At 71.4% G+C, this 24,009-nt stretch carries 25 protein-coding genes; 13 read left to right on the forward strand and 12 right to left on the reverse strand.

The features are described 5' to 3' along the window. Positions 1-15: 15 nt before the first annotated feature. Positions 16-984, forward strand: a complete 969-nt coding sequence (locus ACIY1X_RS08420) for a GlxA family transcriptional regulator (protein ID WP_399679771.1) — start codon at positions 16-18, stop codon at positions 982-984. A gap of 1 nt (position 985) precedes the next feature. Here ACIY1X_RS08420 and ACIY1X_RS08425 read toward each other — a convergent pair whose 3' ends face one another. Beyond that, positions 986-2,227 carry an NAD(P)/FAD-dependent oxidoreductase gene (locus tag ACIY1X_RS08425; RefSeq protein ID WP_399679772.1) on the reverse strand — a complete coding sequence of 414 codons (1,242 nt, stop codon included), beginning with the start codon at positions 2,225-2,227 and terminating at the stop codon, positions 986-988. Further along, on the reverse strand, positions 2,211-3,344 hold the full coding sequence (locus tag ACIY1X_RS08430; RefSeq protein WP_399679774.1) for a sterol desaturase family protein: 1,134 nt from the start codon (positions 3,342-3,344) through the stop codon (positions 2,211-2,213). The genes ACIY1X_RS08425 and ACIY1X_RS08430 overlap by 17 nt, the downstream gene beginning before the upstream one ends. 86 nt (positions 3,345-3,430) lie before the next feature. On the opposite strand from ACIY1X_RS08430, the gene ACIY1X_RS08435 reads away from it, so the two are divergent. Genes ACIY1X_RS08435 through ACIY1X_RS08445 form a run of 3 tightly spaced genes read left to right on the forward strand, consistent with a single transcriptional unit; the run spans position 3,431 to position 6,526 of the window. Continuing rightward, positions 3,431-4,351 (forward strand): LysR family transcriptional regulator, encoded by a 921-nt coding sequence (locus tag ACIY1X_RS08435; RefSeq protein WP_399679776.1) that lies wholly within the window; start codon positions 3,431-3,433, stop codon positions 4,349-4,351. 19 nt (positions 4,352-4,370) lie between these two features. Further along, positions 4,371-5,522 carry a Bug family tripartite tricarboxylate transporter substrate binding protein gene (locus tag ACIY1X_RS08440; RefSeq protein ID WP_399679778.1) on the forward strand — a complete coding sequence of 384 codons (1,152 nt, stop codon included), beginning with the start codon at positions 4,371-4,373 and terminating at the stop codon, positions 5,520-5,522. Then, complete coding sequence (locus tag ACIY1X_RS08445; protein WP_399679779.1) at positions 5,519-6,526, forward strand: alpha/beta hydrolase; 1,008 nt, start codon at positions 5,519-5,521, stop codon at positions 6,524-6,526. Before ACIY1X_RS08440 ends, ACIY1X_RS08445 begins: the two co-directional genes overlap by 4 nt. A 26-nt stretch (positions 6,527-6,552) precedes the next feature. On the opposite strand, the gene cobA is transcribed toward ACIY1X_RS08445, so the two are convergent. The 8 genes from cobA to ACIY1X_RS08485 form a co-directional block, all read right to left on the reverse strand. After that, complete coding sequence (gene cobA / locus ACIY1X_RS08450; protein ID WP_399679780.1) at positions 6,553-7,329, reverse strand: uroporphyrinogen-III C-methyltransferase; 777 nt, start codon at positions 7,327-7,329, stop codon at positions 6,553-6,555. An 11-nt stretch (positions 7,330-7,340) separates the two neighbouring features. After that, entirely contained in the window at positions 7,341-8,249 is a 909-nt protein-coding gene (ybiB, locus tag ACIY1X_RS08455; protein WP_399679782.1) for a DNA-binding protein YbiB, read from the reverse strand. A gap of 82 nt (positions 8,250-8,331) precedes the next feature. Then, positions 8,332-11,097: a molybdopterin-dependent oxidoreductase gene (locus ACIY1X_RS08460; RefSeq protein WP_399679783.1), complete on the reverse strand. Its 2,766-nt coding sequence runs from the start codon at positions 11,095-11,097 to the stop codon at positions 8,332-8,334. Further along, positions 11,090-12,316: an NAD(P)/FAD-dependent oxidoreductase gene (locus tag ACIY1X_RS08465; protein ID WP_399679785.1), complete on the reverse strand. Its 1,227-nt coding sequence runs from the start codon at positions 12,314-12,316 to the stop codon at positions 11,090-11,092. The genes ACIY1X_RS08460 and ACIY1X_RS08465 overlap by 8 nt, the downstream gene beginning before the upstream one ends. 61 nt (positions 12,317-12,377) lie before the next feature. Continuing rightward, entirely contained in the window at positions 12,378-13,196 is an 819-nt protein-coding gene (locus ACIY1X_RS08470) for an ABC transporter ATP-binding protein (RefSeq protein ID WP_399679787.1), read from the reverse strand. Continuing rightward, positions 13,193-14,116 carry a nitrate ABC transporter permease gene (ntrB, locus tag ACIY1X_RS08475; protein WP_399679788.1) on the reverse strand — a complete coding sequence of 308 codons (924 nt, stop codon included), beginning with the start codon at positions 14,114-14,116 and terminating at the stop codon, positions 13,193-13,195. The genes ACIY1X_RS08470 and ntrB overlap by 4 nt, the downstream gene beginning before the upstream one ends. 35 nt (positions 14,117-14,151) lie before the next feature. Beyond that, positions 14,152-15,408: a CmpA/NrtA family ABC transporter substrate-binding protein gene (locus ACIY1X_RS08480; protein ID WP_399679790.1), complete on the reverse strand. Its 1,257-nt coding sequence runs from the start codon at positions 15,406-15,408 to the stop codon at positions 14,152-14,154. A 324-nt stretch (positions 15,409-15,732) separates the two neighbouring features. After that, positions 15,733-16,980, reverse strand: a complete 1,248-nt coding sequence (locus ACIY1X_RS08485; protein WP_399679792.1) for a nitrate- and nitrite sensing domain-containing protein — start codon at positions 16,978-16,980, stop codon at positions 15,733-15,735. 83 nt (positions 16,981-17,063) lie between these two features. Between ACIY1X_RS08485 and hisI the strand changes: the two genes are divergently transcribed. The 7 genes from hisI to tatC all read left to right on the forward strand — a co-directional run bounded on the left by hisI (position 17,064) and on the right by tatC (position 20,291). Further along, positions 17,064-17,453, forward strand: a complete 390-nt coding sequence (gene hisI, locus ACIY1X_RS08490) for a phosphoribosyl-AMP cyclohydrolase (protein ID WP_038209575.1) — start codon at positions 17,064-17,066, stop codon at positions 17,451-17,453. Positions 17,454-17,458: 5 nt separating this feature from the next. After that, entirely contained in the window at positions 17,459-17,839 is a 381-nt protein-coding gene (locus ACIY1X_RS08495; protein WP_399679794.1) for a phosphoribosyl-ATP diphosphatase, read from the forward strand. A gap of 18 nt (positions 17,840-17,857) precedes the next feature. Continuing rightward, complete coding sequence (locus tag ACIY1X_RS08500; protein ID WP_399679796.1) at positions 17,858-18,238, forward strand: DUF4870 family protein; 381 nt, start codon at positions 17,858-17,860, stop codon at positions 18,236-18,238. A gap of 26 nt (positions 18,239-18,264) precedes the next feature. Continuing rightward, positions 18,265-18,624, forward strand: a complete 360-nt coding sequence (locus ACIY1X_RS08505; protein WP_038209579.1) for a histidine triad nucleotide-binding protein — start codon at positions 18,265-18,267, stop codon at positions 18,622-18,624. 66 nt (positions 18,625-18,690) lie between these two features. Continuing rightward, positions 18,691-18,924, forward strand: coding sequence for a Sec-independent protein translocase subunit TatA (gene tatA / locus ACIY1X_RS08510; RefSeq protein ID WP_038209581.1), 234 nt, complete (start codon positions 18,691-18,693; stop codon positions 18,922-18,924). A gap of 23 nt (positions 18,925-18,947) precedes the next feature. Continuing rightward, entirely contained in the window at positions 18,948-19,412 is a 465-nt protein-coding gene (gene tatB, locus ACIY1X_RS08515; RefSeq protein ID WP_399679797.1) for a Sec-independent protein translocase protein TatB, read from the forward strand. Positions 19,413-19,475: 63 nt separating this feature from the next. Then, complete coding sequence (tatC, locus tag ACIY1X_RS08520; RefSeq protein ID WP_399679798.1) at positions 19,476-20,291, forward strand: twin-arginine translocase subunit TatC; 816 nt, start codon at positions 19,476-19,478, stop codon at positions 20,289-20,291. 31 nt (positions 20,292-20,322) lie between these two features. Here tatC and ACIY1X_RS08525 read toward each other — a convergent pair whose 3' ends face one another. Next, positions 20,323-21,486 (reverse strand): trypsin-like peptidase domain-containing protein, encoded by a 1,164-nt coding sequence (locus tag ACIY1X_RS08525; RefSeq protein WP_399679800.1) that lies wholly within the window; start codon positions 21,484-21,486, stop codon positions 20,323-20,325. Between the two features lie 114 nt (positions 21,487-21,600). Here ACIY1X_RS08525 and ACIY1X_RS08530 point away from each other — a divergent pair, with 114 nt between their 5' ends. Both ACIY1X_RS08530 and pdxA read left to right on the forward strand, forming a co-directional pair. After that, positions 21,601-22,380, forward strand: a complete 780-nt coding sequence (locus ACIY1X_RS08530; RefSeq protein WP_399679802.1) for a Nif3-like dinuclear metal center hexameric protein — start codon at positions 21,601-21,603, stop codon at positions 22,378-22,380. Then, positions 22,377-23,441: a 4-hydroxythreonine-4-phosphate dehydrogenase PdxA gene (pdxA, locus tag ACIY1X_RS08535; RefSeq protein ID WP_399679803.1), complete on the forward strand. Its 1,065-nt coding sequence runs from the start codon at positions 22,377-22,379 to the stop codon at positions 23,439-23,441. Before ACIY1X_RS08530 ends, pdxA begins: the two co-directional genes overlap by 4 nt. A 3-nt stretch (positions 23,442-23,444) precedes the next feature. Here the strand turns inward: pdxA and mscL are convergent, their stop codons facing one another. After that, positions 23,445-23,870 carry a large conductance mechanosensitive channel protein MscL gene (gene mscL / locus ACIY1X_RS08540; RefSeq protein WP_399679805.1) on the reverse strand — a complete coding sequence of 142 codons (426 nt, stop codon included), beginning with the start codon at positions 23,868-23,870 and terminating at the stop codon, positions 23,445-23,447. Positions 23,871-24,009: the final 139 nt, after the last annotated feature.

The following is a 24,009-nucleotide window of genomic DNA, read 5'->3' on the forward strand; positions in this document are numbered from 1 at the left end:
CGATAGAATCGGGCCATGTCCCGCACGAAGACCGACACCATCGCCGTGCTCGCCTTCGACGGCATCAGCCCCTTCCACCTTTCGGTGCCCTGCCTGGTGTTCGGCGAGGAGCGCACAGTCGCCGGCGGCCCGTGCTTCCGGGTGCGCGTGTGCGCGGCCGAGCCCGGCCCGCTGCGCACCAGCGCCGGCTTCACCGTCGAGGTGCCGTACGGGCTGGAGGCGATGTGCGGCGCCGACATCGTGGTCGTCCCCTCCTGGCACGACGATGCGGGGCCGCCGCCGGCGCCCGCGCTGGTGCGCGCCCTGCAGGCCGCGCACCGGCGCGGCGCTGTCGTCGTCGGCCTGTGCCTGGGCGCGTTCCTGCTGGCCGAGGCGGGCCTGCTCGACGGCCGGCCCGCCACCACCCACTGGTACGCGGCGCCGGCCTTCGCCGAGCGCTTCCCGAGGGTGCGGCTGCAGCCGGACGTGCTGTACGTGGACGACGGCGACCTGCTCACCTCCGCCGGCACCGTGGCCGGCATCGACTGCTGCCTGCACCTGCTGCGCGTGCGCCACGGCGCGGAGGCGGCCAACCGCGCCGCGCGCCGCATGGTGGTGGCGCCGCACCGCCAGGGCGGCCAGGCGCAGTACATCGAGCAGCCGGTGCGGGCCCCCGCCGAGCGCGACCGCCTGGGGCCGCTGCTCGAATGGCTGGGCGGGCACCTGCACCAGCCGCACACGCTGGACGGCCTGGCCCGCCGGGCGCTGATGAGTCGCCGCACCTTCACCCGGCGCTTCCGCCAGGCCACCGGCACCACCGTCGGCCAGTGGCTGCAGGGCCAGCGCCTGGCGCTGGCGCAGCGCCTGCTGGAGTCCAGCGACCGGCCGGTCGAGGCGGTGGCCGCCGATGCCGGCTTCGGCTCGGCGGTCTCGCTGCGGCAGGGCTTCCGCGAGGCCTTCGGCATCTCGCCCTCGGCCTACCGGCGCCAGTTCTCGGTGCTGTGACTCAGCCGGCGGCCAGCGCCCCGGCGCAGGCGTGCGCGCTGGCCCAGGCCCACTGGAAGTTGTAGCCGCCCAGCCAGCCGGTCACGTCCACCACCTCGCCGATGAAGAACAGGCCCGGCTGCCGGGCGGCCTCCATCGTCTGGGACGACAGCTCGCGCGTGTCGACGCCGCCGGCGGTGACCTCGGCCTTCCTGTAGCCCTCGGTGCCCTCGGGCGTGATCTCCCAGCGGCCGATGCGCTCGGCCAGCCGGGCCAGGGCCTTGTCGGGCGCCTCGTTGACGGGGCGCTGCAGGGCCGGGTCCTGCGCGGCCCAGGCCTCGGCCAGCCGCGCGGGCATGTGGGCGGCCAGTTCGTTGGCGACCTGCTTGCGCGAATCGCGCTTGGCCTCGGCGAGCGCGGCGGCCATGTCCACGCCGGGCGCGAAGTCGATCGTCAGCGGCGTGCCCGGCTGCCAGTAGCTGGAGATCTGCAGCACGGCCGGGCCGGAGAGGCCGCGGTGGGTGAAGAGAAGATCTTCGTGGAACGCAGCTCGCGCCTTCCTGCTGCCGGTGCCGATCTCGACCGGCAGCGCCAGCCCGGCCAGTTGCGCGTAGGGTGCCCAGGCCCCGCCGCCGAAGGTCAGCGGCACCAGCGCGGGCCGGGGCGGAACGAGCTTCAGGCCGAACTGCCGTGCAAGGCGGTGCCCGAAGTCGCTGGCGCCGATCTGCGGGATCGACAGCCCGCCGGTGGCGACGACCACCCGCGGCGCGTGCACCGCGCCGCGTGCCGTCTCGATCCGATAGCCGCCGCCGTCCGCGGCCTGCACGCCCTGCACGGCGCAGGGCTGCCAGTGCGCGACGCCGCCGGCCGCGCATTCGGCCAGCAGCATGTCGACGATCTGCTGCGAGGGCCCGTCGCAGAAGAGCTGCCCCTTGTGCTTCTCGTGCCAGGCGATGCCGTGGCGCTCCACCAGCGCGATGAAGTCCTGCGGCGTGTAGCGCGCCAGCGCCGAGCGGCAGAAGTGCGGGTTCTCGCCCAGGAAGTGGCGCTGCGGTGCGCGCGGGTCCAGCTCGCGGTTGGTGAAGTTGCAGCGCCCGCCGCCCGAGATGCGGATCTTCTCGGCCACGCGCTCGGCGTGGTCGATCAGCAGCACCTTCAGCCCGCGCTGGCCGGCGAGCGCCGCGCAGAAGAGGCCGGCGGCGCCGGCGCCGATGACGACGGCGTCGAAGCGGGCGGCCGGCGCCGGGTCAGCCCTTCCAGACAAAGGGGAACTTCAGTTGCTTGAAGAAGCCGTTGGGCACGTAGTCGCCCACCACCCCGTAGCGCTCGGGCCACAGCCGCGTGCTCTTGACGGCGGTGCCGAACAGGTAGTCGAGGAAGGCGTAGTGCGCCGCGTAGTTCTTGTCGATCGCCTCGTCGTCCTGGCTGTGGTGCCAGTGGTGGAAGTTGGGCGTGACGATGACGTAGCGCAGCGGCCCCAGGCGCACGCTCACGTTGCAGTGGTTGAACACCGCCTGGAAGCCGACGATGACGATGTAGGCGTCGATCACTTCCTTGGAGAAGCCCAGCACGTAGATCGGCGCGAGCACCAGCGTGCGGGTGATCAGCAGCTCCAGGATGTGCTGGCGCGAGCCGGCCAGCCAGTCCATGCTCTTGACGCTGTGGTGCACCGCGTGCAGGCGCCACAGGAGCGGCACCTCGTGGTAGGCGCGGTGCGTCCAGTACTGCACCAGGTCGGCCACCAGGATGATCAGCAGCACGCCGGCCCAGAAGGGCAGGCCCGCGATCCAGCCGCGCAGCCCATCGTTGGCCGCCCAGCCGAAGAGCTTGTGCACCAGCAGGTTGGTCGCCAGCAGCACGAAGCCCACGATCATGTGGTTGACCACGAAGTGGTGGAAGTCCGTCTGCCACTCGGCGCGGAAGATCGGCTGGTCCTTGCGGTGGGCAAACAGCTTCTCGATGAAGATGAAGATCAGCGAGGAGCCCAGCAGGTCGAGGATGAACCAGTCCAGCCCGATGTAGGGCGTGCCGTCGGGAAAGTTCGGGTCCACGTCGACCTTGTGCCCGCCCAGCAGCGCGGCCGCGGCCACCAGCAGGAAGGCGAAGGACGACAGCCAGCGCGTGCGGTTGAAGATGATGTTCACCAGCGCCAGGCCGCCCGAGACGACCATGGCCGTGAGCAGCACGTACCGCATCACGTCCACGTCGTAGCTCTTGCGCAGCTCGGGCGTGGTGAGGTACTGCGGGAAGTGGAAGGCGAGCACGCCCAGGAAGCACAGCACGGCCAGCGACAGCGCGATCACGCCCGTGACCATGACCCTGCCGCGCTGCAGTTCGCCGTGGCTCTCGGCGAGTTCGTTGAGTTTGTCGAGTTCCAGCATTCCGATTCCCCGTCCAGACGTCCGCGTCAACAGCCGGGAATTCTAGGCAGGCGGGCCGGCCACATGCAGCGAAGTAGACTGGCCGCATGAAGCGCGTACGCCACTCGCTGCAAACCTTGCGGGTCTTCGTGCTGGTGGCCCGCACGGGCAGCGTTTCAGCCGCGGCGCTGCAGGCGCACCTGACGCAGAGCGCCGTCACGAAGCACGTCCAGGCGCTCGAGGAGATGCTCGGTGCCAGGCTGTTCGAGCGGTCGGGGCAGGGCATGCTGATCACTGCGGCGGCGCGCCCCTACCTGCGCTCGGTGCAGCGCGCACTGCAGATGCTGGACGATGCCGAGACCCGCATGTCCGCCAGCACGGCCGCGGCCCAGGGCGTGCGCCTGGGCGTGGCGCCGGCGGTCGCGCAGCGCTGGCTCATCCCGCTGCTCGACGACTTCGAGGCGCGCCATCCCGGCGTGCGCGTGCAACTGGTGGCACGCCTGCCCGATGCGCAGGGACAGGCTGCACAGGCCTACGCCGAGATCCGCGCGGGCACGGGGCGCTTCCAGGGATGGCGCTCGCGCTACCTGGTGGGCAGGCACTTCTGCTTTGCCATGGCGCCCGCCCGTCGTGAGTTCCTGCGTGCCCGGGGCATCGACGTGCGCCGCATCAACCGCCGGCTGATCGAGGCGCTGCCGCTGCTCAGCCATGTGTTGCGGCCCACGCTCTGGGACGAGTCGCTTCGCGCGCTGGGCCTGGAAGGCGCGCATGCCGAACGCATCGATTGCGAGCAGTACTCGGTGCTCATCCCTGCGGCCGTGGCCGGCCGCGGCCTGGCGATGGTGCCGCCCTTCCTCGTTCAGGGCGAGCTCGCCGGCGGCCAGCTCGTGCGCATCGGCGCCATGGTGACCGCGCGGCACGGTTTCTACCTGCTCACACCCAAGGTGCAGCCGCGCCATGCGGGACTGGAGGCGCTGACCGCCTGGCTGGGCGAGCAGGCAGCCGTGGCGGACGCATTGCGGGCTTGAACCGGCGCAGCGGACTGCCATGTCCTTCGGGGGCTGCAGCTTCAGGTATTCCCATCAGGAATGCCGGTGCCCGATTATTCATTGGACGCCGGCACCACGCGCAAGAACACTCGGCGCCATTCCAACGACAGGAGACTGCGCCATGCCCCGGAAACCCGATCCTGCGACGCTTCCCGTGTCGCTGCCCCGCCGCCGGATGCTCGGCGCCGCGGCGGCAGCGGCTGCATGCGGCGTGCCGCTCACCCGTGCCTGGGCCCAGGGCGACATGGCGCAGGGCTGGCCCGCCAGGCCGCTGCGCGTGGTCGTGCCGTATGCGCCGGGCAACATCTCCGACAGTTCCGCGCGCGTGGTCTGCCGCCATCTGGGCGACCGGCTCGGCCAGCAGTTCTTCGTCGAGAACAAGTCCGGCGCGAACACGCAGATCGGCACCGACCTGGTCGCCCGGGCTGAGCCCGACGGGTACACCGTGCTCTACACCGGTCCGATCATCACCGTCATGGGGCCGCTGTTCGAGAAGCTCGGCTTCGATCCGATGAAGGAGCTCACGCCGGTATCGCAGGCGATCGCCAACCCGCTGGTCTTCCTGGTGCGCCCGGACTTCCCGGCCAGGGACATGCGCGCGTTCATCGCCATGACCCGGAAGGAGCCGCAGAAGTATTTCGTCGCTTCCGGCGGCATCGGGACCATGCCGCACATGGCGCACGAACTGCTCGTCTCCATGGCCGGCATGCAGAGCCAGCACGTGCCCTACCGGGGCGGCTCCAGTTGGGTCAGCGACTTTCTCGGCGGCCAGATCACAGGCATCTTCGACAATCCTTCCTCTGCGATACCGCTGATCAAGGACGGCCGCGCCAGGGCGCTGGCCGTCACGTCGCCGGCGCGCAGTGCGGCGCTGCCCGACGTGCCGACCGTGGCCGAGCAGGGCGTGCCCGGCTTCGAGGTGATGAACTGGTTCGGCTTCTTCGCGCCATCGCGCACGCCTGCCGCCGTCCTCGACAGGCTGAGCGCGGAAATCGGCAAGGTGATGCGCCTGCCTGAAGTCTCCGGGGAGTTCGGCCGCATCGGGGTGAGTTCCGTGGGAAGCAGCCGCGAGAAATTCGGCGAGATCGTCGCCGGCGATTTCCGCAAGTGGAGCTCGACCATCAGGGAACGACGCATCACGCCGGAATGAGCGCCACCTCCGGCCAACCCGCCGCGGAGGGCGGCATGCACGCCGATGGCACCCTCGACGCCGAACTCGACGAATTCCTCCGGTTCGCCAGCATGCAGCTCGGGCCGCCGGACACGGACGTCGAACGCCGTCGGCGGCGCTATGAGCGCCTGGCCGACCTGGCGGGTGCACCCCGGGCGCCACGGGTGGCGCGCGAGGATCTGCTGCTGCCGCGCGCGCATGCCTCGCCGGTCCGGGTGCGCCGCTACCTGGCGCAGGACGTGCACAGGGAGGCGGCGCCGCTGGCGCTCTACCTTCATGGCGGCGGCTGGAGCGCCGGGAGCCTGGCATCGCACGATGGGCTGTGCGCCTGGCTGGCCTCGGCCGCGCGCCTGGAACTGGTGGCCGTGGACTATCGGCTCTGCCCGGAGAACGCCCATCCGGCTGCGCTGGAAGACAGCGAGTTCGCCCTGCAATGGGTCCATCGGGAACTGGCGAACGGTCGCCCCGTGGCCTTGCTGGGCGACAGTGCGGGCGCGCATCTGGCATGCGCCACCGCGCTGAAGGCCGTTCAGGCCGGGAGGGCGCTGGCGTGGCTGGGCCTTCTGTATCCGGCCGTGTCGCCGAGGGCCGATCTTCCCAGCCACCGCGAGCATGCGAATTCGCCGGGGCTGAGCCGCGAGCACCTGCTGCAGTACTGGGAATGGCTCGGAGGCGAGCAGGGGCGCGGCAACGTCCAACCGTATTTCGACCTGCTGCGCGTGCACGACTGGCGCGGCCTGCCGCGCACTCACATCCTCAGCGCCCAGTGTGACCCGGTGCGTGACGAAGCGCAGGCCTTGGCCGGCGCATTGTCCGCATCGGGTGTGCCGGTCACGCACCGCTGCGCGCCGGGCATGCCGCATGGCTTCGCTCGCTTCCTGGCCCGCAGCTGTGCGGCCGAGGCAGAGATGGCGTCTTTCGCGCGGGAGCTGGGACGCGCGCTGACGCTTCCACAGCGCGATCCTCGGAGGCCGGCCCGATAGCCGATACAGACCGGTGGGCCGGGAGGTCAGGTCCCGAAGTGCCGCGTCGCAGCCACGGCGGCCATGCCGCGCAGCACGTCCCCCACCACGATGACGGAGGGGCTGCCCAGGCCCGAGCCGGACAGTGCGGCCGACAGATCGGCCAGCGTGGTGCAGACGTGCCGCTGCTGCGGCAGGCTGGCGTGCTGCACCACCGCGACGGGCGTATCGCCCGGCAGGCCGCCGTCCAGCAGCTGCTGCTGGATGTGCGCGGCGCCGGCCACGCCCATGTAGACCACCAGCGTCAGCCGCGCGTCGCGCGCGGTGGCGGCCAGCTGGCGCCAGTCCGTCGGGTCGTGCTGCGCCGCCGCGCCGGTGCGCGCATGGCCGGTGACGAACACCACGCCCTGCGCATGGTCGCGGTGTGTGAGCGGCACGCCCAGCGAGGTGACGGCGGCCAGCCCGGCGGTGATGCCGTTGACCACGGTGCACTCGATGCCGGCCTCGCGCAGGTGCTCCACCTCCTCGCCGCCGCGGCCGAAGATGAACGGGTCGCCGCCCTTCAGGCGCACCACCGCGTGGCCCTCCTGCACGGCGGCGATCATCAGCTTCTCGATGAAGGCCTGCGGCGTGCTGCGGCAGCCGCCGCGCTTGCCGACGCGGACGATGCGCGCGTCGGGCCGCGCCCATTGCAGGATGTCCTCGTTCACCAGGTCGTCCACCAGCAGCACCGTGGCCGCCTGGATCGCCTTGACGGCCTTGAGGGTCAGCAGATCGGGGTCGCCGGGGCCGGCGCCCACCAGGGTGCAGCTTCCGGTGTTCATGGGGTTCGGATTCATGCGTGGGATGCGAGTTGCACGACGTGCCGCACCTGGGCGGCGATGGGCTCGGGCACAGGCAAGTTTCCTGCCAGTACGCGGCGGGTGTAGTCGGCCGTCGCCTCGACGCCGATGTCCTGCGGCAGGCCGGGCACCTCGCCCGCGGTGCCGGGCTGCTGGGCCTGCAGAAGCGCGTGTTCGCCGCGCACGAAGCCGTCGACCTGCGGCGTGCGGCGCGGGTCGCACACCACCTCGCCCTCCAGCCCGCGCGAGAGCATCGCCGTCATGCCGAGCAACTGGAACAGCTCGGTCATCACGGTGCCGAAGGCCGGGTGCGTGTAGCTGCCGACCACCACCGCGGGGCCGTCCACCGGCTGCATCAGCTTGACCACGCTGTGCCCCGCGTTGCGCAGGCCCACCACGCGGCGCACGTCCAGCAGGCGCTTCAGGCCCGGATGGAGCTGGGCCGTCTCCAGCACCGCGACCTGGCCGCACGCGATGCGTTGCACCGACGGCTGTGCGGGCACGTCCAGCGCGGCCAGCACGTCGGCCGCCAGCACGCGGCTGGACTCGGTGGCGCTGCCGTGCACCAGCACCGGCAGCCCCTCGCGCGCCAGCAGCAGCGCCAGCAGCGGCGTGAGCACGGGCAGCCGGCGCGCGCCGTTGTAGCTGGGCAGCACCACCACCGCGCGGTCGCTGGCCGGCAGCCGGTTCAGGCGCTCGTGCGTGGCGTCCAGGAAGCCCGCCATCTCCTGCGTGGTCTCGCCCTTCACGCGCATGGCCAGGCAGAAGGCGCCGACCTCCAGGTCGGTCACCGCGCCGTCGAGCACCTGGCCGAACAGGTCGGCCGCCTGCGCGCGCTCGAGCGGCCGCGCGCCGCGCGCGCCGCGGCCGATGTCCTTGATGTAGTGCGCGATGCTGCCCATGGGAGGCCGGATTGTCCCGCAGGCCTTATGCCGGATCGGCGCATTGCTTATGCCTGGGCGGGCAGCAAGGGCATCCGGGCATTCAGGCCGCCTGTGCCGTCGGCGCGGCGCGCACCATGCGCTTGAGTTCCGGCAGGCAGGAGCCGCAGTGGGTGCCGCATCGGAGCGTGCCCTGCAACTGCGCCAGCCGCTCCTCGTCGCTGCCGCCGCAGGCGGCGAGCGCCTCGCCGATCGCGCGTTCGCCCACGCCGAAGCAGTTGCACACCACCTTGCCGCGCGCCGCCACGCCGGCGGGCGCCGTGGCCTGGAAGGACAGCAGCCGGCGGCCGAAGTCCTGCGCCGGCAGTTGTTCCTGCAGCAGGGTGCGCAGCCAGCCCTCGGCCCGGGTATCGCCCGACAGCAGCACGCCGGCGACGTGGGCCGTGTCCCCGTGCCGCACCAGCCGCACGGCGCGGCGCTGGCCGCGGCGTGCATCGATGTAGCGCAGGGTGCCGGCGTCCTCCAGCCCCAGCAGTGCCTCGATGTGCGCCAGCAGTGCATCGGGCGGCGCGTCGGCGCCGGCGGCGCGCAGCAGCACGCCGGCGGTGCCGTCGCCGAAGGACACGCAACTGAAGAAGGGCAGGTCCTCCACCAGCGCGCGCAGGGCGCCGCGCACGGCCAGCGCGCGCTCGCCCGGCAGCCAGGCCATCGCCACCAGCGACCAGGGCAGCGCGGCGCGCGTCACCTGCACGGCGGCGTGCTTGAGTTCCGGCTGCTTCGACACCGGGCAGTGCGCCGGCGTGGTCAGCGCGTTCACGCCCGCGATGGCGGTGCCGTCCGCGCGCCGGCCGCCGATGAATTCCGGCCCCCAGTGCATGGGGATGAAGACCTGCGACGGCCCCAGGTCCGCGCTGGCCGCCACCGGCAGGCGCAGGCTGCCGTGGCGCGAGGTGACTTCCGCCAGCTCGCCCTCGGCCAGGCCGGCGCGCGCCATGTCCTGCGGATGCATGTGCAGCACCGGTTCGGGCACATGGCCGAACAGGCGTCCGAGCGTGCCGGTGCGGCTCATGCCGTGCCACTGGTCGCGCAGGCGGCCGGTGTTCAGCGAGAAGGGAAAGCGCGCGTCGCGCGGCTCGGCCACTGGCTGCCAGGGCGCGGCGGCGAAGCGGGCGCGGCCGTCCGGCGTGGCGAACACGCCGTCTTCGTACAGGCGTGCGCGGCCTTCGGCGGCGCCTTCCGGCGCGGGCCACTGGCGGGGCGCGGCGTCGAGCAGGGCGTAGCTCAGGCCGGTGATGTCCAGGTCGCGGCCGCGCGTGGACGCGCGGTGCTCGTTCCACACCTCTTCGGGCCGCTCGTAGGGGAACAGTGCCTCGCCGCGGCCCAGCCGCCGCGCCAGGCGGCGCGCGAAGTCCACGCCGATGGCCCAGTCGTGCCGCGCCTGGCCGGCCGGCGCGACGGCGGCGCGCACGCGCGAGATGCGGCGCTCGCTGTTGGTCACGGTGCCTTCCTTCTCGCCCCAGGTCGTGGCCGGCAGCAGCAGGTCGGCGAAAGCGCAGGTGGCGGTGGTGGCGAAGGCTTCCTGCACCACCACCAGCTCGGCGCGCTCCAGCGCACGGCGCACGGTGGCCTGGTCGGGCATGGACTGCGCCGGGTTGGTGCAGGCGATCCACAGCGCCTTGATTTCGCCCTCGGCGGCGGCGCGGAACATCTCGATGGCGCTTTTGCCCGGCACGGCGGAGAGGCCGGGCACGCCCCAGAAGGCCGCGACCTCGGCGCGATGGGCCGGGTCGGCCAGCTCGCGGTGGCCCGGCAGCAGGTTGGCCAGCCCGCCCACCTCGCGCCCGCCCATCGCGTTGGGCTGGCCGGTGAGCGAGAAGGGGCCGGCGCCCGGGCGGCCGATCTGCGCGGTGGCCAGGTGCAGGCCGATCAGGGCCGCGTTCTTGTCGGTGCCGTGCGAGGACTGGTTCAGGCCCATGCAGTAGAGGCTGAGCGTGGCGCGGGAGGTGGCGAACCAGTGCGCCGCCAGCAGCAGGTCGGCCGGCGCGATGCCGCACACCTGCGCCACCCGCTCGGGCGTGCATTCGCGCACGCTGGCGGCCAGCGCCTCGAAGCCGGTGGTGTGCGCCGCGATGTAGCCGGGCTGCGTCCAGCCCTCGCGCAGCATCAGGTACAGCATGCCGTGCAGCAGCATCACGTCGCTGCCCGGCTGCAGCGCCAGGTGCAGGTCGGCGATCTCGCAGGTGTCGGTGCGGCGCGGGTCGGCGACGACGATCTTCATCGCCGGGTTGGCGCGCTTCGCGTCCTCGATGCGGCGAAACAGGATCGGGTGCGCCCAGGCCGTGTTGCTGCCGGCGATGAACAGGCACTGCGCGTGGTTCAGGTCGTCGTAGCAGGCCGGCGGCGCGTCGGCGCCCAGCGTGGCCTTGTAGCCCGCCACCGCGCTGCTCATGCACAGGCGCGAGTTGGTGTCGAGGTTGTGGGTGCCGACCAGGCCCTTGGCGAGTTTGTTGAAGACGTAGTAGTCCTCGGTCAGCAACTGGCCCGACAGGTAGAAGCCCACCGCGTCGGGGCCGTGCTCGCTGATCACCCGCGCGAACGCATCGGCCGCCTGGTCCAGCGCCGCGTCCCAGCCCACCGGCTGCGGCGCCTGGCCGCGCGTCGCGCGCCGCATCGGCTGCAGCAGCCGCGCCTGGTGCGTCACCTCGGCCGCGGCCGTGAGGTGCAGCGTCGAACCCTTGGTGCACAGCCGGCCGAAGTTGGCCGGATGGTCCGGGTCGCCGCGCACGCCGGTGATCTGCCCTGCGTCGGTCTCGATCACCACGCCACACCCCACGCCGCAGTAGGGGCAGGTGGACCGCGTTTCAGCCATGCGCCGCCGCCGGTTCGCCGAACATGAGCTGGTCGCGGATGTCCGCCACGCTGCGGCCTTCGCGCAGCAGGTCCAGGTACCAGCCGCCGTCGGCGGTGTCGCCGTACAGGCAGGCGCCCACCAGCCGGTCGCCGCGCAGCACCAGCTTGCGGTAGACGCCGCCGGCGGGGTCGCTGAGCACGATCTCCTCGGTCTCCCCGCCGCCCATGAAGTCGCCGGCCGAGAACAGGTCGATGCCGGTGACCTTCAGCCGCGTCGGCACGAGCGAGCCCGGGTAGCGGCCGATGCCCATCTGCGCCAGGTGGTTGGCCGCGACCCGGCCCTGCTCGAACAGCGGCGCCACCAGTCCGTAGGCGATGCCGCGGTGCTGCGCGCACTCGCCCACGGCGTACACGCGCGGGTCGGTCACGGTCTGCAGCGTGTCGTTGACCACGATGCCGCGCTCGCAGTGCAGCCGCATCTGCTGCGCCAGCGCGATGCTGGGGCGGATGCCGACGGCCATCACCACCAGGTCGGCCGGGATCTCGCTGCCGTCCGCGAAGCGTACGGCCCGCACCCGGCCGCTGCCGTCGTCCAGCAGCGCCTCGGTGCGCGCGCCGAGGCGGAAGGCGATGCCGCGCGCCTGCAGCGCCTCGCGCAGCAGCGCGCCGGCCTCGGCATCGAGCTGCCGGTCCATCGGCCAGGCGTTGACGTGCACCACCGTGACCTGCATGCCGCGCCGGGCGAGCCCGCTGGCGGCCTCCAGGCCCAGCACGCCGCCGCCGATCACCACCGCATGGCGGTGGCTGCGTGCAGCCTCGATCATGGCCTGGGTGTCGGCGATGTCGCGGTAGCCGATCACGCCCTGCAGCTCGCGGCCCGGCACGGGCAGCATGAAGGGGGTGGAGCCGGTGGCCAGCAGCAGCCGGTCGTAGCCCGCCTCCACCTGCCGCCCGCCGGCGTCCACGGCGCGCACCCGGCGGCGCACCCGGTCCACCTGCGTCACCCGGCAGCCCGCGTGCAGCGCGATGCCGTGGCGCGCGTACCAGTCCCACGGGTGGAGCACGATGTCGTCGATCATCTGCTCGCCCGCCAGCACCGGCGACAGCATGATGCGGTTGTAGTTGGGATGCGGCTCGGCGCCGAAGACGGTGATGTCGTACAGGCCCGGCGCGAGGCGCAGCAGCTCCTCCACCGTGCGCATGCCGGCCATGCCGTTGCCGACGACCACGAGCTTCATTGGATGACCTCCGTGCTTCGCACTGCGGTGCGAGCCCCCTTCGGAGCGGCCGGGCGGGGGCTCATGCGACCTGCTTTTCCACGTGCGCCTGGCGCGTGTAGAGAAAGTCGATCACCGCCTTGCGGCAGTGCAGGTAGGCCGGGTCCTCCGCCAGCGCCACCCGGTCGCGCGGGCGCGGCAGGTCCACGCGCAGCACCTCGCCGATGGTGGCCGCCGGGCCGTTGGTCATCATCACGATCCGGTCCGACAGCAGCACCGCCTCGTCCACGTCGTGCGTGACCATGACCACCGTGCTTTTCGTCTTCTGCACGATGACCAGTAACTCGTCCTGCAGCCTGGCGCGGGTCAGCGCATCCAGCGCGCCGAAGGGCTCGTCCATCAGCAGCACCTTGGGCTGCATGGCCAGCGCGCGGGCGATGCCCACGCGCTGCTTCATGCCGCCCGAGACCTCGCCCGGGCGCTTGTGCGCGGCATGTGCCAGGCCCACCAGCGCCAGCGCCTCGTCGGTGCGCTCCTTCAGCCGCGCCCGGCCTTCCCGGCCGCCGAAGACGCGCTCCACGCCCAGGTGCACGTTCTCGAAGCAGCTCAGCCAGGGCAGCAGCGAGTGGTTCTGGAACACCACGGCGCGTTCCGGGCCAGGGCCGGCGATCTCCCTGTTGTCGGCCAGCAGCACGCCCTGCGTGGGCCGGGCCAGGCCGGCGATGAGGTTCAGCAGCGTGCTCTTGCCGCAGCCGGAGTGGCCGATCAGGGTGACGAACTCGCCTTTGGCGACGGCCAGGTCGATGCCCTGCAGCGCGACGAAGCGGCCGCCCGGCGCCTTGGGCGCCTTGAATTCCTGCCCGACGCCCTGGATCTGGATGTACCTGCGTTCGTCGTTCACGAGCGGACCTCCTCGAAGGTGAAGGCGGTGGCGAGCCGGACGAGGGCGTACTCCAGCACGAGGCCGACGATGCCGATGACGAAGATCGCGATGAGGATGTTCTTGACGTTGAGGTTGTTCCACTCGTCCCACACCCAGAAGCCGATGCCGACGCCGCCGGTCAGCATCTCGGCCGCCACGATCACCAGCCAGGCGGTGCCCACGGCCAGGCGCACGCCGGTCAGCATGTAGGGCAGCACGGCGGGGAAGAGGATCTTCGTGACGACTTTCCACTCGGAGAGGTCGAGCACGCGCGCCACGTTCAGGTAGTCCTGCGGCACGCGCTGCACGCCCACCGCGGTGTTGATGACCATGGGCCAGATCGAGCAGATGAAGATGGTCCAGATGGCGGCCGGGTTGGCGCCCTTGAAGACCAGCAGACCGATCGGCAGCCAGGCCAGCGGCGAGACCGGGCGCAGCAGGCTGATGATCGGGTTGAACATGCGCGCCAGGAAGGTGAAGCGCCCGATGGCGAAGCCCGCCGGGATGCCCACCAGCGCCGCCAGGCCGAAGCCCAGCGCCACGCGCTGGAGCGAGGAGAGCACGTTCCAGCCCACGCCCTGGTCGTTGGGGCCGTTGCGGTAGAACGGGTCGGCAAACACCTGCAGCGCCTGCTGCCAGGTCTCGCCGGGGCCGGGGAAGCCGTCGCCGCTGCGCGCGGCGACCAGCTCCCACACCAGCGCCAGCAGGCTGAAGCCCAGCAGCGGCGGCAGCACGCGCAGCCACAGCCAGCGCATGTCGCGCGGCACCTTCGCGGCGGGCGCGGCAGCGGCGGCGGGCACCGGCGGGTGCAGGGGTTCGTTCGCCGCGGCGCGCTGCGGCGGCGCCGCGGACGCGGGGGGCTGCGCATCGAGCGGCAGGTGGAAGACGGCACTGACCATGGGAGGCTCCGGTGGATGTCGAAGGGAAGGGCGCTTCAGCCCATCTGCACCTTGAAGGCGTCGGTGTACTTCTTCGGGTCCTTGCCGTCCCACACCATGCCGTCGATCAGCCTGCTGGTGCGCAGCGGGCTGGCCGGCACGGCGGTGCCGGTGGCGGCGGCGGCCTGCCTGTAGATGTCGATGCGGTTGATCTCGGTGGCCACCTTCAGGTAGTCGGGGTGCTCCTTGAGCAGCCCCCAGCGCTTGTGCTGGGTGAGGAACCACATGCCGTCCGAGAGGTAGGGGAAGTTCACCGCGCCGTCGGCGTAGAACTTCATGTGGTTCGGGTCGTCCCAGCTCCTGCCCAGGCCGTTGACATAGCGGCCCAGGATGCGCTGGTTGATCGCCTCCACGCTGGTGTTGACGTAGGCCTTGTCGGCGATGGTCTCGGCCATGCGGTTCTTGTTCTGCAGGCCGGCGTCGATCCACTTGCCCGCCTCGAGGACGGCGGCCGTCACGGCGCGCGCCGTGTTGGGGTGCTTCCTCACGAAGTCGCCGGTGGCGCCGAGCACTTTCTCGGGGTGGTCGGGCCATACGTCCTGCGAGGTGGCGGCGGTGATGCCGATGCCGTCCATGATGGCGCGCTGGTTCCAGGGCTCGCCGACCGAGAAGCCGTCCATGTTGCCCACGCGCATGTTGGCCACCATCTGCGGCGGCGGCACGACGATGCTCTTGGCGTCCTTGAGCGGGTGGATGCCGCCCGAGGCCAGCCAGTAATAGAGCCACATGGCGTGCGTGCCGGTGGGGAAGGTCTGGGCGAAGGTGTATTCGCGCTTCTCGGCGGCCATCAGCTTCGCCAGGCTGGCCAGGTCGACGGCGCCCTTGTCGGCCAGCTTCTTCGACAGCGTGAGGCCCTGGCCGTTGCGGTTGAGGGTCATCAGCACTGCCATGTCCTTTTTCGGGCCCGCGGTGCCCAGGTGCATGCCGTACACCATGCCGTAGAGCACGTGGGCGAAGTCCAGGTCGCCGTTCGCCAGCTTGTCGCGCACGCCGGCCCAGCTCGCCTCCTTGCTGGGCACGATCTTCACGCCGTATTTCCTGTCGATGCCCAGCACCGAGGCCATCACCACGCTGGCGCAGTCCGTCAGCGGGATGAAGCCGATCTTCACCTCCTCCTTCTCGGGCTTGTCGGAGCCGGCGGCCCAGACGGCGGCGCGCAGGGCCGGGTCGATGCCGACCGCGCCGGCGACGGCGGCCTTGAGCACGGTGCGGCGGCCGAGCCGCGGCGTTGCAGGGGTTGCAGCAAGGGTCATGGGGCCAACTCCAGTCGAAGAAAGGGGCAGGGCGGCGAAGGGCAAAAAACGAAAAAAGGCGTCCTCGCCGCGCGTGCATCCGCTCGCTGTCGCGAACGAACCCACGCGGGCAGAGGACGCCTTTGTCCGTTTCGCCGGCCGCATCCCCCGTTGGATGCCGCCGGCCCGGCCTTCACCGGTCTGGGCTGTCTATCGCAAGCGCCGTGCCAGCGGTCTCGGGGGCGCTTCGGACGGAAAAGCCAGGCCATTTCCCGCGGATCGGGCCACCGGAGGCACAACGACGAGGCGGCGAGGCACGCATCTTGTGCGCTGCACCATCCCTGCTCAGCGCGCTGGCAGGTACTCCGCCATCGCCAGCACCGATTCCGCGACCTCGACCAGCCGGCGGTTCTGGTTCATGGCCGTCTGGCGCAGCATCTTGTGCGCCTCCTCCTCGCTCAGGTGGCGATGCGCCATCAGCAGGCCCTTGGCGCGCTCGACCACCTTGCGTTCGTTGAGGCTGGCGCGCACGGTCTCCAGCTCGTCGCTCATGGCCTGCAGGCGGCGCGCCTGCGCCTGCACCATGTCCAGCACCGAGCGCTCGAGCTGGCGGCCGAAGGCCGAGGAGGCCGGCGCGGGCGCGTTGGCGTCGCCGTCGTCGAAGAAGCCCGCCTGCGGCGCCGGCCCCGGCGCGTCGGCCAGCGCCCCGTACTGCTGCAGCTCGGCGTGCGCCTGGGCGATCTTGCGGTCGCACAGCACGCGCAGGCCCTGCGCCAGCTGCGCCTCGAGCACGCGCATGGCGTCGATGCGGCGCGTGCAGCAGGCGAACCAGGCCGGGCCCAGCTCGGGGTCGAGGTCGGGCCCCGGCGCCGCGCAGCCGATGCGGCGCAGGCGCTCCAGCTCCGCCGTGTCCGCGCCGCCGTGCGCGGCCTGCCACTGCGTGCGCAGCGCCTCGTCGGCGAAGTCGGCGAAGACCTCGAAGCAGCGCTCCTGCGACTCGATCAGGTGCAGCCAGGGCGGGCGCAGCGCCGCGTCGGCGCGCGCGCGGGTGAAGGCGGCGGCGCCGAAGGCGCGCTCCTGTCCGGCGAACTCCTTGCCCTGCATGAAGTTGAACATCGCCACCAGCTGGCGCGAGATCTGCGGGTCCGTGGCGCCGTCGGCGGCCTCGAACACCACCGCCAGCAGCCCGCCGATGAGCTTGGAGAAGGCCGCGGCGGCCTGCGCGGGCGAGACGGCGGCCGCGCCGATGCGCGCACGCAGCTGCGCCAGCGCGTCCAGCCCCGGCAGAACCCAGGCCACGCGGTTGAACAGGCGCGTGCCGCTGCCCGGCGACTGGGGCTCCTGCGTCAGCCGGTCCAGGGCGGCGCGCACCGCCTGCTCGGCCGCCTGCGCCTCGGCCACCTGCGCGGTGCGTTCGGCCGCGAAGCGCGTGCCGCCCGAGCCGAGGAAGATGTTGGACAGGCCGCGCTCCTTCTGCAGCGCGTGGACGAGCCCGCCGATGCAGCCCACCAGCGCGACGGTGCGCCCCAGGTGCGCGAGCTCCTCGATCTCGCAGCGGCGGGCGGCCATGAGGAAGCGGAGGCCGGAAGGCATGGACGTGGTCGTCATCGTGATGGCCCGTTCGCAGCAAATTCCGTGCCCCCGGCCGGGCGCGGCGATTGATCCACAATCGCCGCATGGATTGGCTCGACGAAGTGAAATGGGACGCGGCCGGCCTGGTGCCGGTGATCGCCCAGGAGCGCGGCAGCAAGGACGTGCTGATGTTCGCCTGGATGAACCGCGAGGCGCTGGCGAAGACGGCCGAGCTGGGCCGCGCCGTGTACTTCAGCCGCTCGCGCGGCCGGCTGTGGTTCAAGGGCGAGGAGTCCGGCCACGTGCAGACCGTGCACCAGATCCGCCTGGACTGCGACAACGACGTGGTGCTGCTGGAGGTGACCCAGCAGGGCCACGAGCCCGGCATCGCCTGCCACACGGGCCGTCACAGCTGCTTCTTCCAGAAATACGAGGATGGCGCGTGGAAAACGGTCGAGCCGGTCTTGAAGGACCCGGAGAGCATCTACAAATGACCGCGATGAGCGAATCCGCAGCCACCACCGATGTGCTCGACCGCCTGGCGGCCGTGATCGAGAGCCGCCTGCCCGGGCGCGGCGGCGACCCCGAGGCCAGCTACGTGGCGCGCCTGCTGCACCGCGGCCCGGATGCCTTCCTCAAGAAGATCGGCGAGGAGGCCACCGAGGTCGTCATGGCCGCCAAGGACGCCGACCACGGCGGCGAGCGGCAGAAAATAGTGAACGAAGTGGCCGACCTGTGGTTCCACAGCATGATCGCGCTGGCTCACTATGGGCTGGCGCCGCGCGACGTGGCGGCCGAGCTGGCGCGCCGCGAGGGCACCAGCGGCATCGAGGAGAAGGCGCTGCGCAAGGCGCAGGGCCGCGAGGCCGCCGGCGACTGAACGACGAAAGGACTGTGCATGGCCAACGACATCGTCACCGTGGAAAGCAAGGAAGAGGAGTCGCTGAAGACCATCGGCTGGGTCAGCTACATCCTGCATCTGGTCGTGGCCATCGCGGCCGTGGTCCCGGGCGCGCAGGTGTCGGTGCTCCTGCTGCTGCTGGCGCTGCTGATCGACTTCGTCAAGCGCGACGACGCGGCAGACACCTGGCAGGCCTCGCACTTCAGCTGGCGCATCCGCTCCGTACTGTGGGCCGGCGTGCTGTACCTGCTGACCTCCTGGCTGTGGCTGCTGCTGCTGGTGCCGGGGTGGATCGCCTGGAGCCTGATTTCGCTGTGGTTCCTCTACCGCATCGTCAAGGGCATGGTCCGCATGAACGCGGGCCGGCCGATGGATTGATGGCCGACTCACCGGAGAAACGAACTTTGTCGCACGACCCGAACTGCATCTTCTGCAAGATCGTCGAGGGAAAGATCCCTTCGAAGAAGGTCTACGAGGACGAGGAGCTCTTCGCCTTCCACGACATCGCGCCCTGGGCGCCGGTGCATTTCATGGTCGTGCCCCGGCGCCACATCCCGTCGATGGCGCAACTCACCCCCGAGGACGCCGGCCTCATGGGGCGCATCATGACCCTGGCGCCGAAGCTGGCGCTGGAGCAGGGCTGCAACCCGTACCCCGAGGGCGGTTTCCGCGTGGTGGTCAACACCGGCAGCGAGGGCGGGCAGGAGGTGCACCATCTCCATGTCCACGTCATGGGCGGCCCGCGGCCCTGGGCCCGCGGGTGATCCGGGCTTTCGGCGCACCGCCGGCGCCCCATTGACTAAAATTCACAGATTCTTCAGGAGCAATCCATGGGTTCCCTTTCCATCTGGCACTGGCTGATCGTGCTGCTGATCGTCGTCATGGTGTTCGGCACCAAGAAGCTCAAGAACATCGGCTCCGATCTCGGCGGCGCCGTCAAGGGCTTCAAGGACGGCATGAAGGACGGCCAGGCCGATCCCGCCGCCCCTGCGCAGCAGGTGACCAACACCACCCCCGGCGCCGACAAGTCGACCATCGACGTCGAAGCGCGCCAGAAGTCCTGAGCCTTGCGACCGCACCGGCGCCCGTGATCGACCTCGGCATTTCCAAGATGGCGCTGATCGGCGCGGTGGCGCTGATCGTCATCGGCCCCGAGAAGCTGCCGGGCGTGGCCCGCACGGTGGGCACGCTGCTCGGCCGGGCGCAGCGCTACGTCAACGACGTCAAGGCCGAGGTCAACCGCTCGATGGAGCTGGACGAGCTGCGCAAGATGAAGGACACCGTCGAGGGCGCCGCCCGCGACGTGGAGCAGAGCATCCACAGCAGCGCGCGCGAGGTCGAGAGCAGCCTGTCGGGCGCCGAAGTCGATGCGCTCTCGCCGGAGTTCATCGAGGCTGCGCCGGTCTATCCCGTCTACAAGCCTCCCCGCAAGAACTGGCGCCTGAAGCAGGGCGCCGTTCCCCACTGGTACAAGACGCGCAACGGCGTGCGCACACGGGCCCAGTCGGGCGCCGCGCGCGTGGCCCGCTACCGTCCGCAGAAGTTCAACTAGCGCCGGCGGCGCCCCCTTTCTTCCCCCTCGCGCCGGAGTCCGGCCCCGCGGACCCTTCCCCCGATGGCTGATTCCGATCCCAAGAACAAAGAAGACGAGCTGGCCGGCACGGAGCAGCCCTTCGTCGCCCACCTGGCCGAGCTGCGCGACCGGCTGCTCTACTGCATCTACGGCGTGGCGATCGCGGCGGCGCTGCTGGCCGTCTGGCCGGGCCCGAGCGGGCTGATCGACTGGATCGCCGTGCCCATCCGCCACCACATGCCGCCCGACGCGAAGCTGATCGCCGTGGGCGTGTTCTCGCCCTTCTTCGTGCCGTTGAAGGTGCTGATGATGGCGGCCGTGCTGCTGGCGCTGCCGTGGCTGATGTACCAGATCTGGATGTTCGTCGCGCCGGGCCTGTACAGCCACGAGAAGCGCTTCGCGCTGCCGCTGATCATCTTCGGCAGCTTCCTGGCTTACGCCGGCATCGCCTTCGTGCAGTTCTTCGTGCTGGAGCGGGTGTTCGGCTTCATCCAGCACTTCACGCCCGAGTCGGTGGCGGCCACGCCGGACATCTCGTCCTACGTCGAGTCCATCCTGTCGCTGTACCTGGCCTTCGGCGCGGCCTTCCAGGTGCCCATCGTGGTGATGCTGCTGGTGCGCTTCGAGATGATCACCATCGAGAAGCTGCGCTCCTTCCGCGGCTACTTCATCGTGGTGGCCTTCGTGGTGGCGGCGGTGATCACGCCGCCCGACGTGATCTCGCAGCTCGCACTGGCGATCCCCATGTGCCTGCTCTACGAGGTCGGCATCTTCGCGGCGCAGTACTTCGTGCGTGCGACCAAGGCGCCGGAGGAAGACGGCGCCGGAGAGCAGAAGACGGATTCGGCGCAGCCCTGAGGCTGCAGGGTCCGGGGGCGCCGGCCGGCGCTCAGTTCGGCAGGCGGCGGATCGGCGTGCGCGGGCGGGTGCCCGCCGTCACGTCCAGCTCCATCCGGTCGGCGCCGCGCTGCAGCTTGAACAGGGCGCTGCTGCCGGGCTTCAGCCCGGCCACGGCGGTGAGCAGTTCCTGCACGTTGCCGATGTCCTTGTCGCCCACCGCGGTGATCACGTCGCCCGGCCGCAGGCCCGCCCGCGCCGCCGGCCCGTTCTGCAGCACGCCGGTGATGATCACGCCCTCGGTGGCCTTGACGCCGAAGGTCTCCGCCAGCTCGGGCGAGAGGTCGTTGGGCTCCACGCCGATCCAGCCGCGCGTGACCTGGCCATCCTTGACGATGCCTTCCAGCACCTGCTTGGCCGTGGACACGGGGATCGCGAAGCCGATGCCCATGCTGCCGCCCGAGCGCGAGTAGATCGCGGTGTTGATGCCCTCCAGGTTGCCGTTGACGTCGATCAGCGCGCCGCCGGAGTTGCCGGGGTTGATCGCCGCGTCGGTCTGGATGAAGTTCTCGAAGGTGTTGATGCCGAGCTGGTTGCGGCCCAGGGCCGAGACGATGCCGCTGGTGACCGTCTGGCCGACGCCAAAGGGGTTGCCGATCGCCAGCACCTGGTCGCCCACCTGCAGCGCGTCGGAATTGCCCAGCACGATCACCGGCAGCTTGTCCAGCGTGATGCGGATGACGGCCAGGTCGGTGTCCGGGTCGGTGCCGATGAGCTTGCCCGGCGCGTGGCGTCCGTCGTTGAGCGTGACCTCGATCTCGTCGGCGCCCTCGACCACGTGGTTGTTGGTGAGGATGTAGCCGTCGGCGCTGACGATCACGCCGCTGCCCAGGCCCACCTGCGGCTGCGAATCGCCTTGGTCGCCGAAGAAGAAGCGGAACCAGGGGTCGTCGCTGCGCGGGTGGCGGCTGGCGGCCTTGCTGGTGTTGATGCTCACCACCGCCGGCGCCGCCTTCTTGGCCGCGGCGCTCAGGCTGCCGGGCGCGGGCAGGGCCGAGCCGGGCCCGGCCGTCGGCGCCTCGATGATCGACACCACGCCGCCGAGCGAGCGGGTGCTGCCGTGCTGCAGCCACTGGGGCTTGAGAGTGGCGACCACGAAATACGCCGCCAGCAGGACGGTCACGGCTTGGGCGAACAGCAGCCAGATGCGCTTCATGAAAAAGAGGCCGGAATGAAGGAGCCGCGGTGCGCGGCCCGAGGCCGGCATTGTCCCTCAAGCCCGGCGGGCAGGCGGGTGCGCGGACCCCTGCCGGAGGGCGACAATGCCCGCATGACCACCACCCGCCACGAACTGCTGCACGCCTTCGACCTGCTGCTGGCGCCGGGGCGTTTCAAGGACTACGGCCCCAACGGCCTGCAGGTGGAGGGCCGCACCGCGGTGCGGCGCCTCGTCTCGGGCGTCACCGCCAGCCGGGCGCTGATCGAGGCGGCCATCGCGGCCCAGGCGGACGCGGTTTTCGTGCACCACGGCCTCTTCTGGCGCGGGCAGGATGGTCGCGTGACCGGCTGGATGAAGCAGCGCCTGGCCCTGCTGCTGGCGCACGACATCAACCTCTTCGCCTACCACCTGCCGCTGGACGCGCACCCGGAGCTGGGCAACAACGCCCAGCTCGGCCTGCGCCTGGGCCTGGTGGCCGAGCCGGGGCCCGAGGGGCGGTTCGGCGAGCAGGAACTGGGCTTCATCGGGCGCCGGGCCGAGGCGGAGGGCGACGGCTTCGCCGATGCGCCGGCGCTGGCGCGCCACGTCGAGGCCGTGCTTGGGCGGCCCGCGACGCTGGTGGATCCCGGCCGCGGCCCCATCCGGCGCGTGGCGTGGTGCACCGGCGGCGCGCAGGGCTACTTCGAGGCGGCCATCGCGGCCGGCGCCGACGCCTTCATCACCGGCGAGATCTCGGAGCCCCAGGCCCACTATGCCCGCGAGGCGGGCGTGGCCTTCCTGGCCTGCGGGCACCACGCGACCGAGCGCTACGGCGCCCCGGCCGTCGCCGGGCACGTGGCGGCCCAGTTGGGGCTGAATCACGAGTTCATCGACATCGACAACCCCGCGTGAACGCCAGCACCCTGCATTCCCCGGCCGGCCCGATCGCGCTGACGCAGGGCGATCCGGCCGGCATCGGCCCGGAGATCCTGGCGCGGGCCTTCGCCGAGGCGCCCGAGCTGATGGCAGGCTGCTTCGTGGCCGGCGACGTTGGCACCATGCGGCGCGCCAGCGTGCTCGCGGCGAGGGAGGGCGCGCCGCCGCTGCCGGTGGCCGAACTCGATGCCGGCGCCGAGGCGCTGGACGCGCCGCCGCGCTGCATCCCCGTGCTGCAGGCGGTGGCACCGCCCGGCCCGCTCGCGATGGGGCGCATCGACGCGGCGGCCGGCCGCGTGGCGGGCGAGGCCGTCGTCTGGGCCGCGCGTGCGGCGCTGCGGGGAGAGGTCACCGCGATGGTCACGGCGCCGCTGCACAAGGAGGCGCTGGCCGCGGCGGGCTTCCCCTATCCGGGCCACACCGAGCTGCTGCAGGCCGAGGCGGCCAGCCACCTCGGCGAGGCGCCGGCCGAGGTGCCGGTGCGCATGATGCTCGCCAACGACGAGCTGCGCACCGTGCTGGCAAGCATCCACGTCCCGCTGCGCGACGCGATCGAGGCGCTCAGCATCGAGGGCCTGACGCAGACGCTGCGCATCACGCACGAGGCGCTGGCGGCGATGCTGGGCTTCGCGCCGCGCATCGGCGTGGCGGGCCTGAACCCGCATGCGGGCGAGGGCGGGCTCTTCGGCAGGGAGGAGATCGAGATCATCGGGCCGGCCATCGCGGCGGCGCGGGCCGAGGGCATCGAGGCCGACGGCCCCCACCCGCCCGACACCGTGTTCATGCGCGCCCGCAGCCGGGGGGGAGCGCCGGGCGCGTTCGACGTGGTGGTGGCGATGTACCACGACCAGGGCCTGATCCCGGTGAAGTACCTGGGCGTGGAGCAGGGCGTCAACGTGACGCTGGGGCTGCCCTTCGTGCGGACCAGCCCCGACCACGGCACTGCCTTCGACATCGCGGGGCAGGGCGTGGCCGATGCCGCGAGCCTGCTCGCGGCGGTGCGCATGGCGCGCGCGCTGGCCTCGCGCGCGGGCTGAGGCCTACTTCTTCAAGCTGTCGCGGATTTCGCGCAGCAGCACGATGTCCTCGGGCGGCGCGGCGGGCGTCGGCGCCGGCTCCTCGGTGCGGCGCAGCCGGTTGATCTGCTTGATCATCACGAAGATCACGAAGGCCAGGATGATGAAGTTCACCGCGATGGTGATGAAGTTGCCGTAGGCCAGCACCGGCACGCCGGCCTTCTTGAGTTCCGCCAGGTTGTCGGCCACGCCCGCCGGGATGCTGCCGAGCACGACGTAGAGGTTGGAGAAGTCCAGCTTGCCGAAGACCAGGCCGATCAGCGGCATGATGATGTCGGCGACCAGGGAGTCGACGATCTTGCCGAAGGCGCCGCCGATGATCACGCCGACCGCGAGATCGACGACGCTGCCCTTCATGGCGAACTCGCGGAATTCCTTGACGAAGCTCATGTCGAGTGCCTGCGGTGTAGTTGAGGTGCGCGAAAGTATAGGCGCGGCCTTCGCGCGGGCTGCGGCGCGTTGAAGTCGCTTGTATCGCTCCGCTACAATCTTCGGTTGACCCCGCAAAGCCACGACGACAAGTACGCGA

Origin of the sequence: Xenophilus sp. (assembly GCF_044462705.1) — a bacterium.
GTDB lineage: Bacteria > Pseudomonadota > Gammaproteobacteria > Burkholderiales > Burkholderiaceae_C > Xenophilus > Xenophilus azovorans.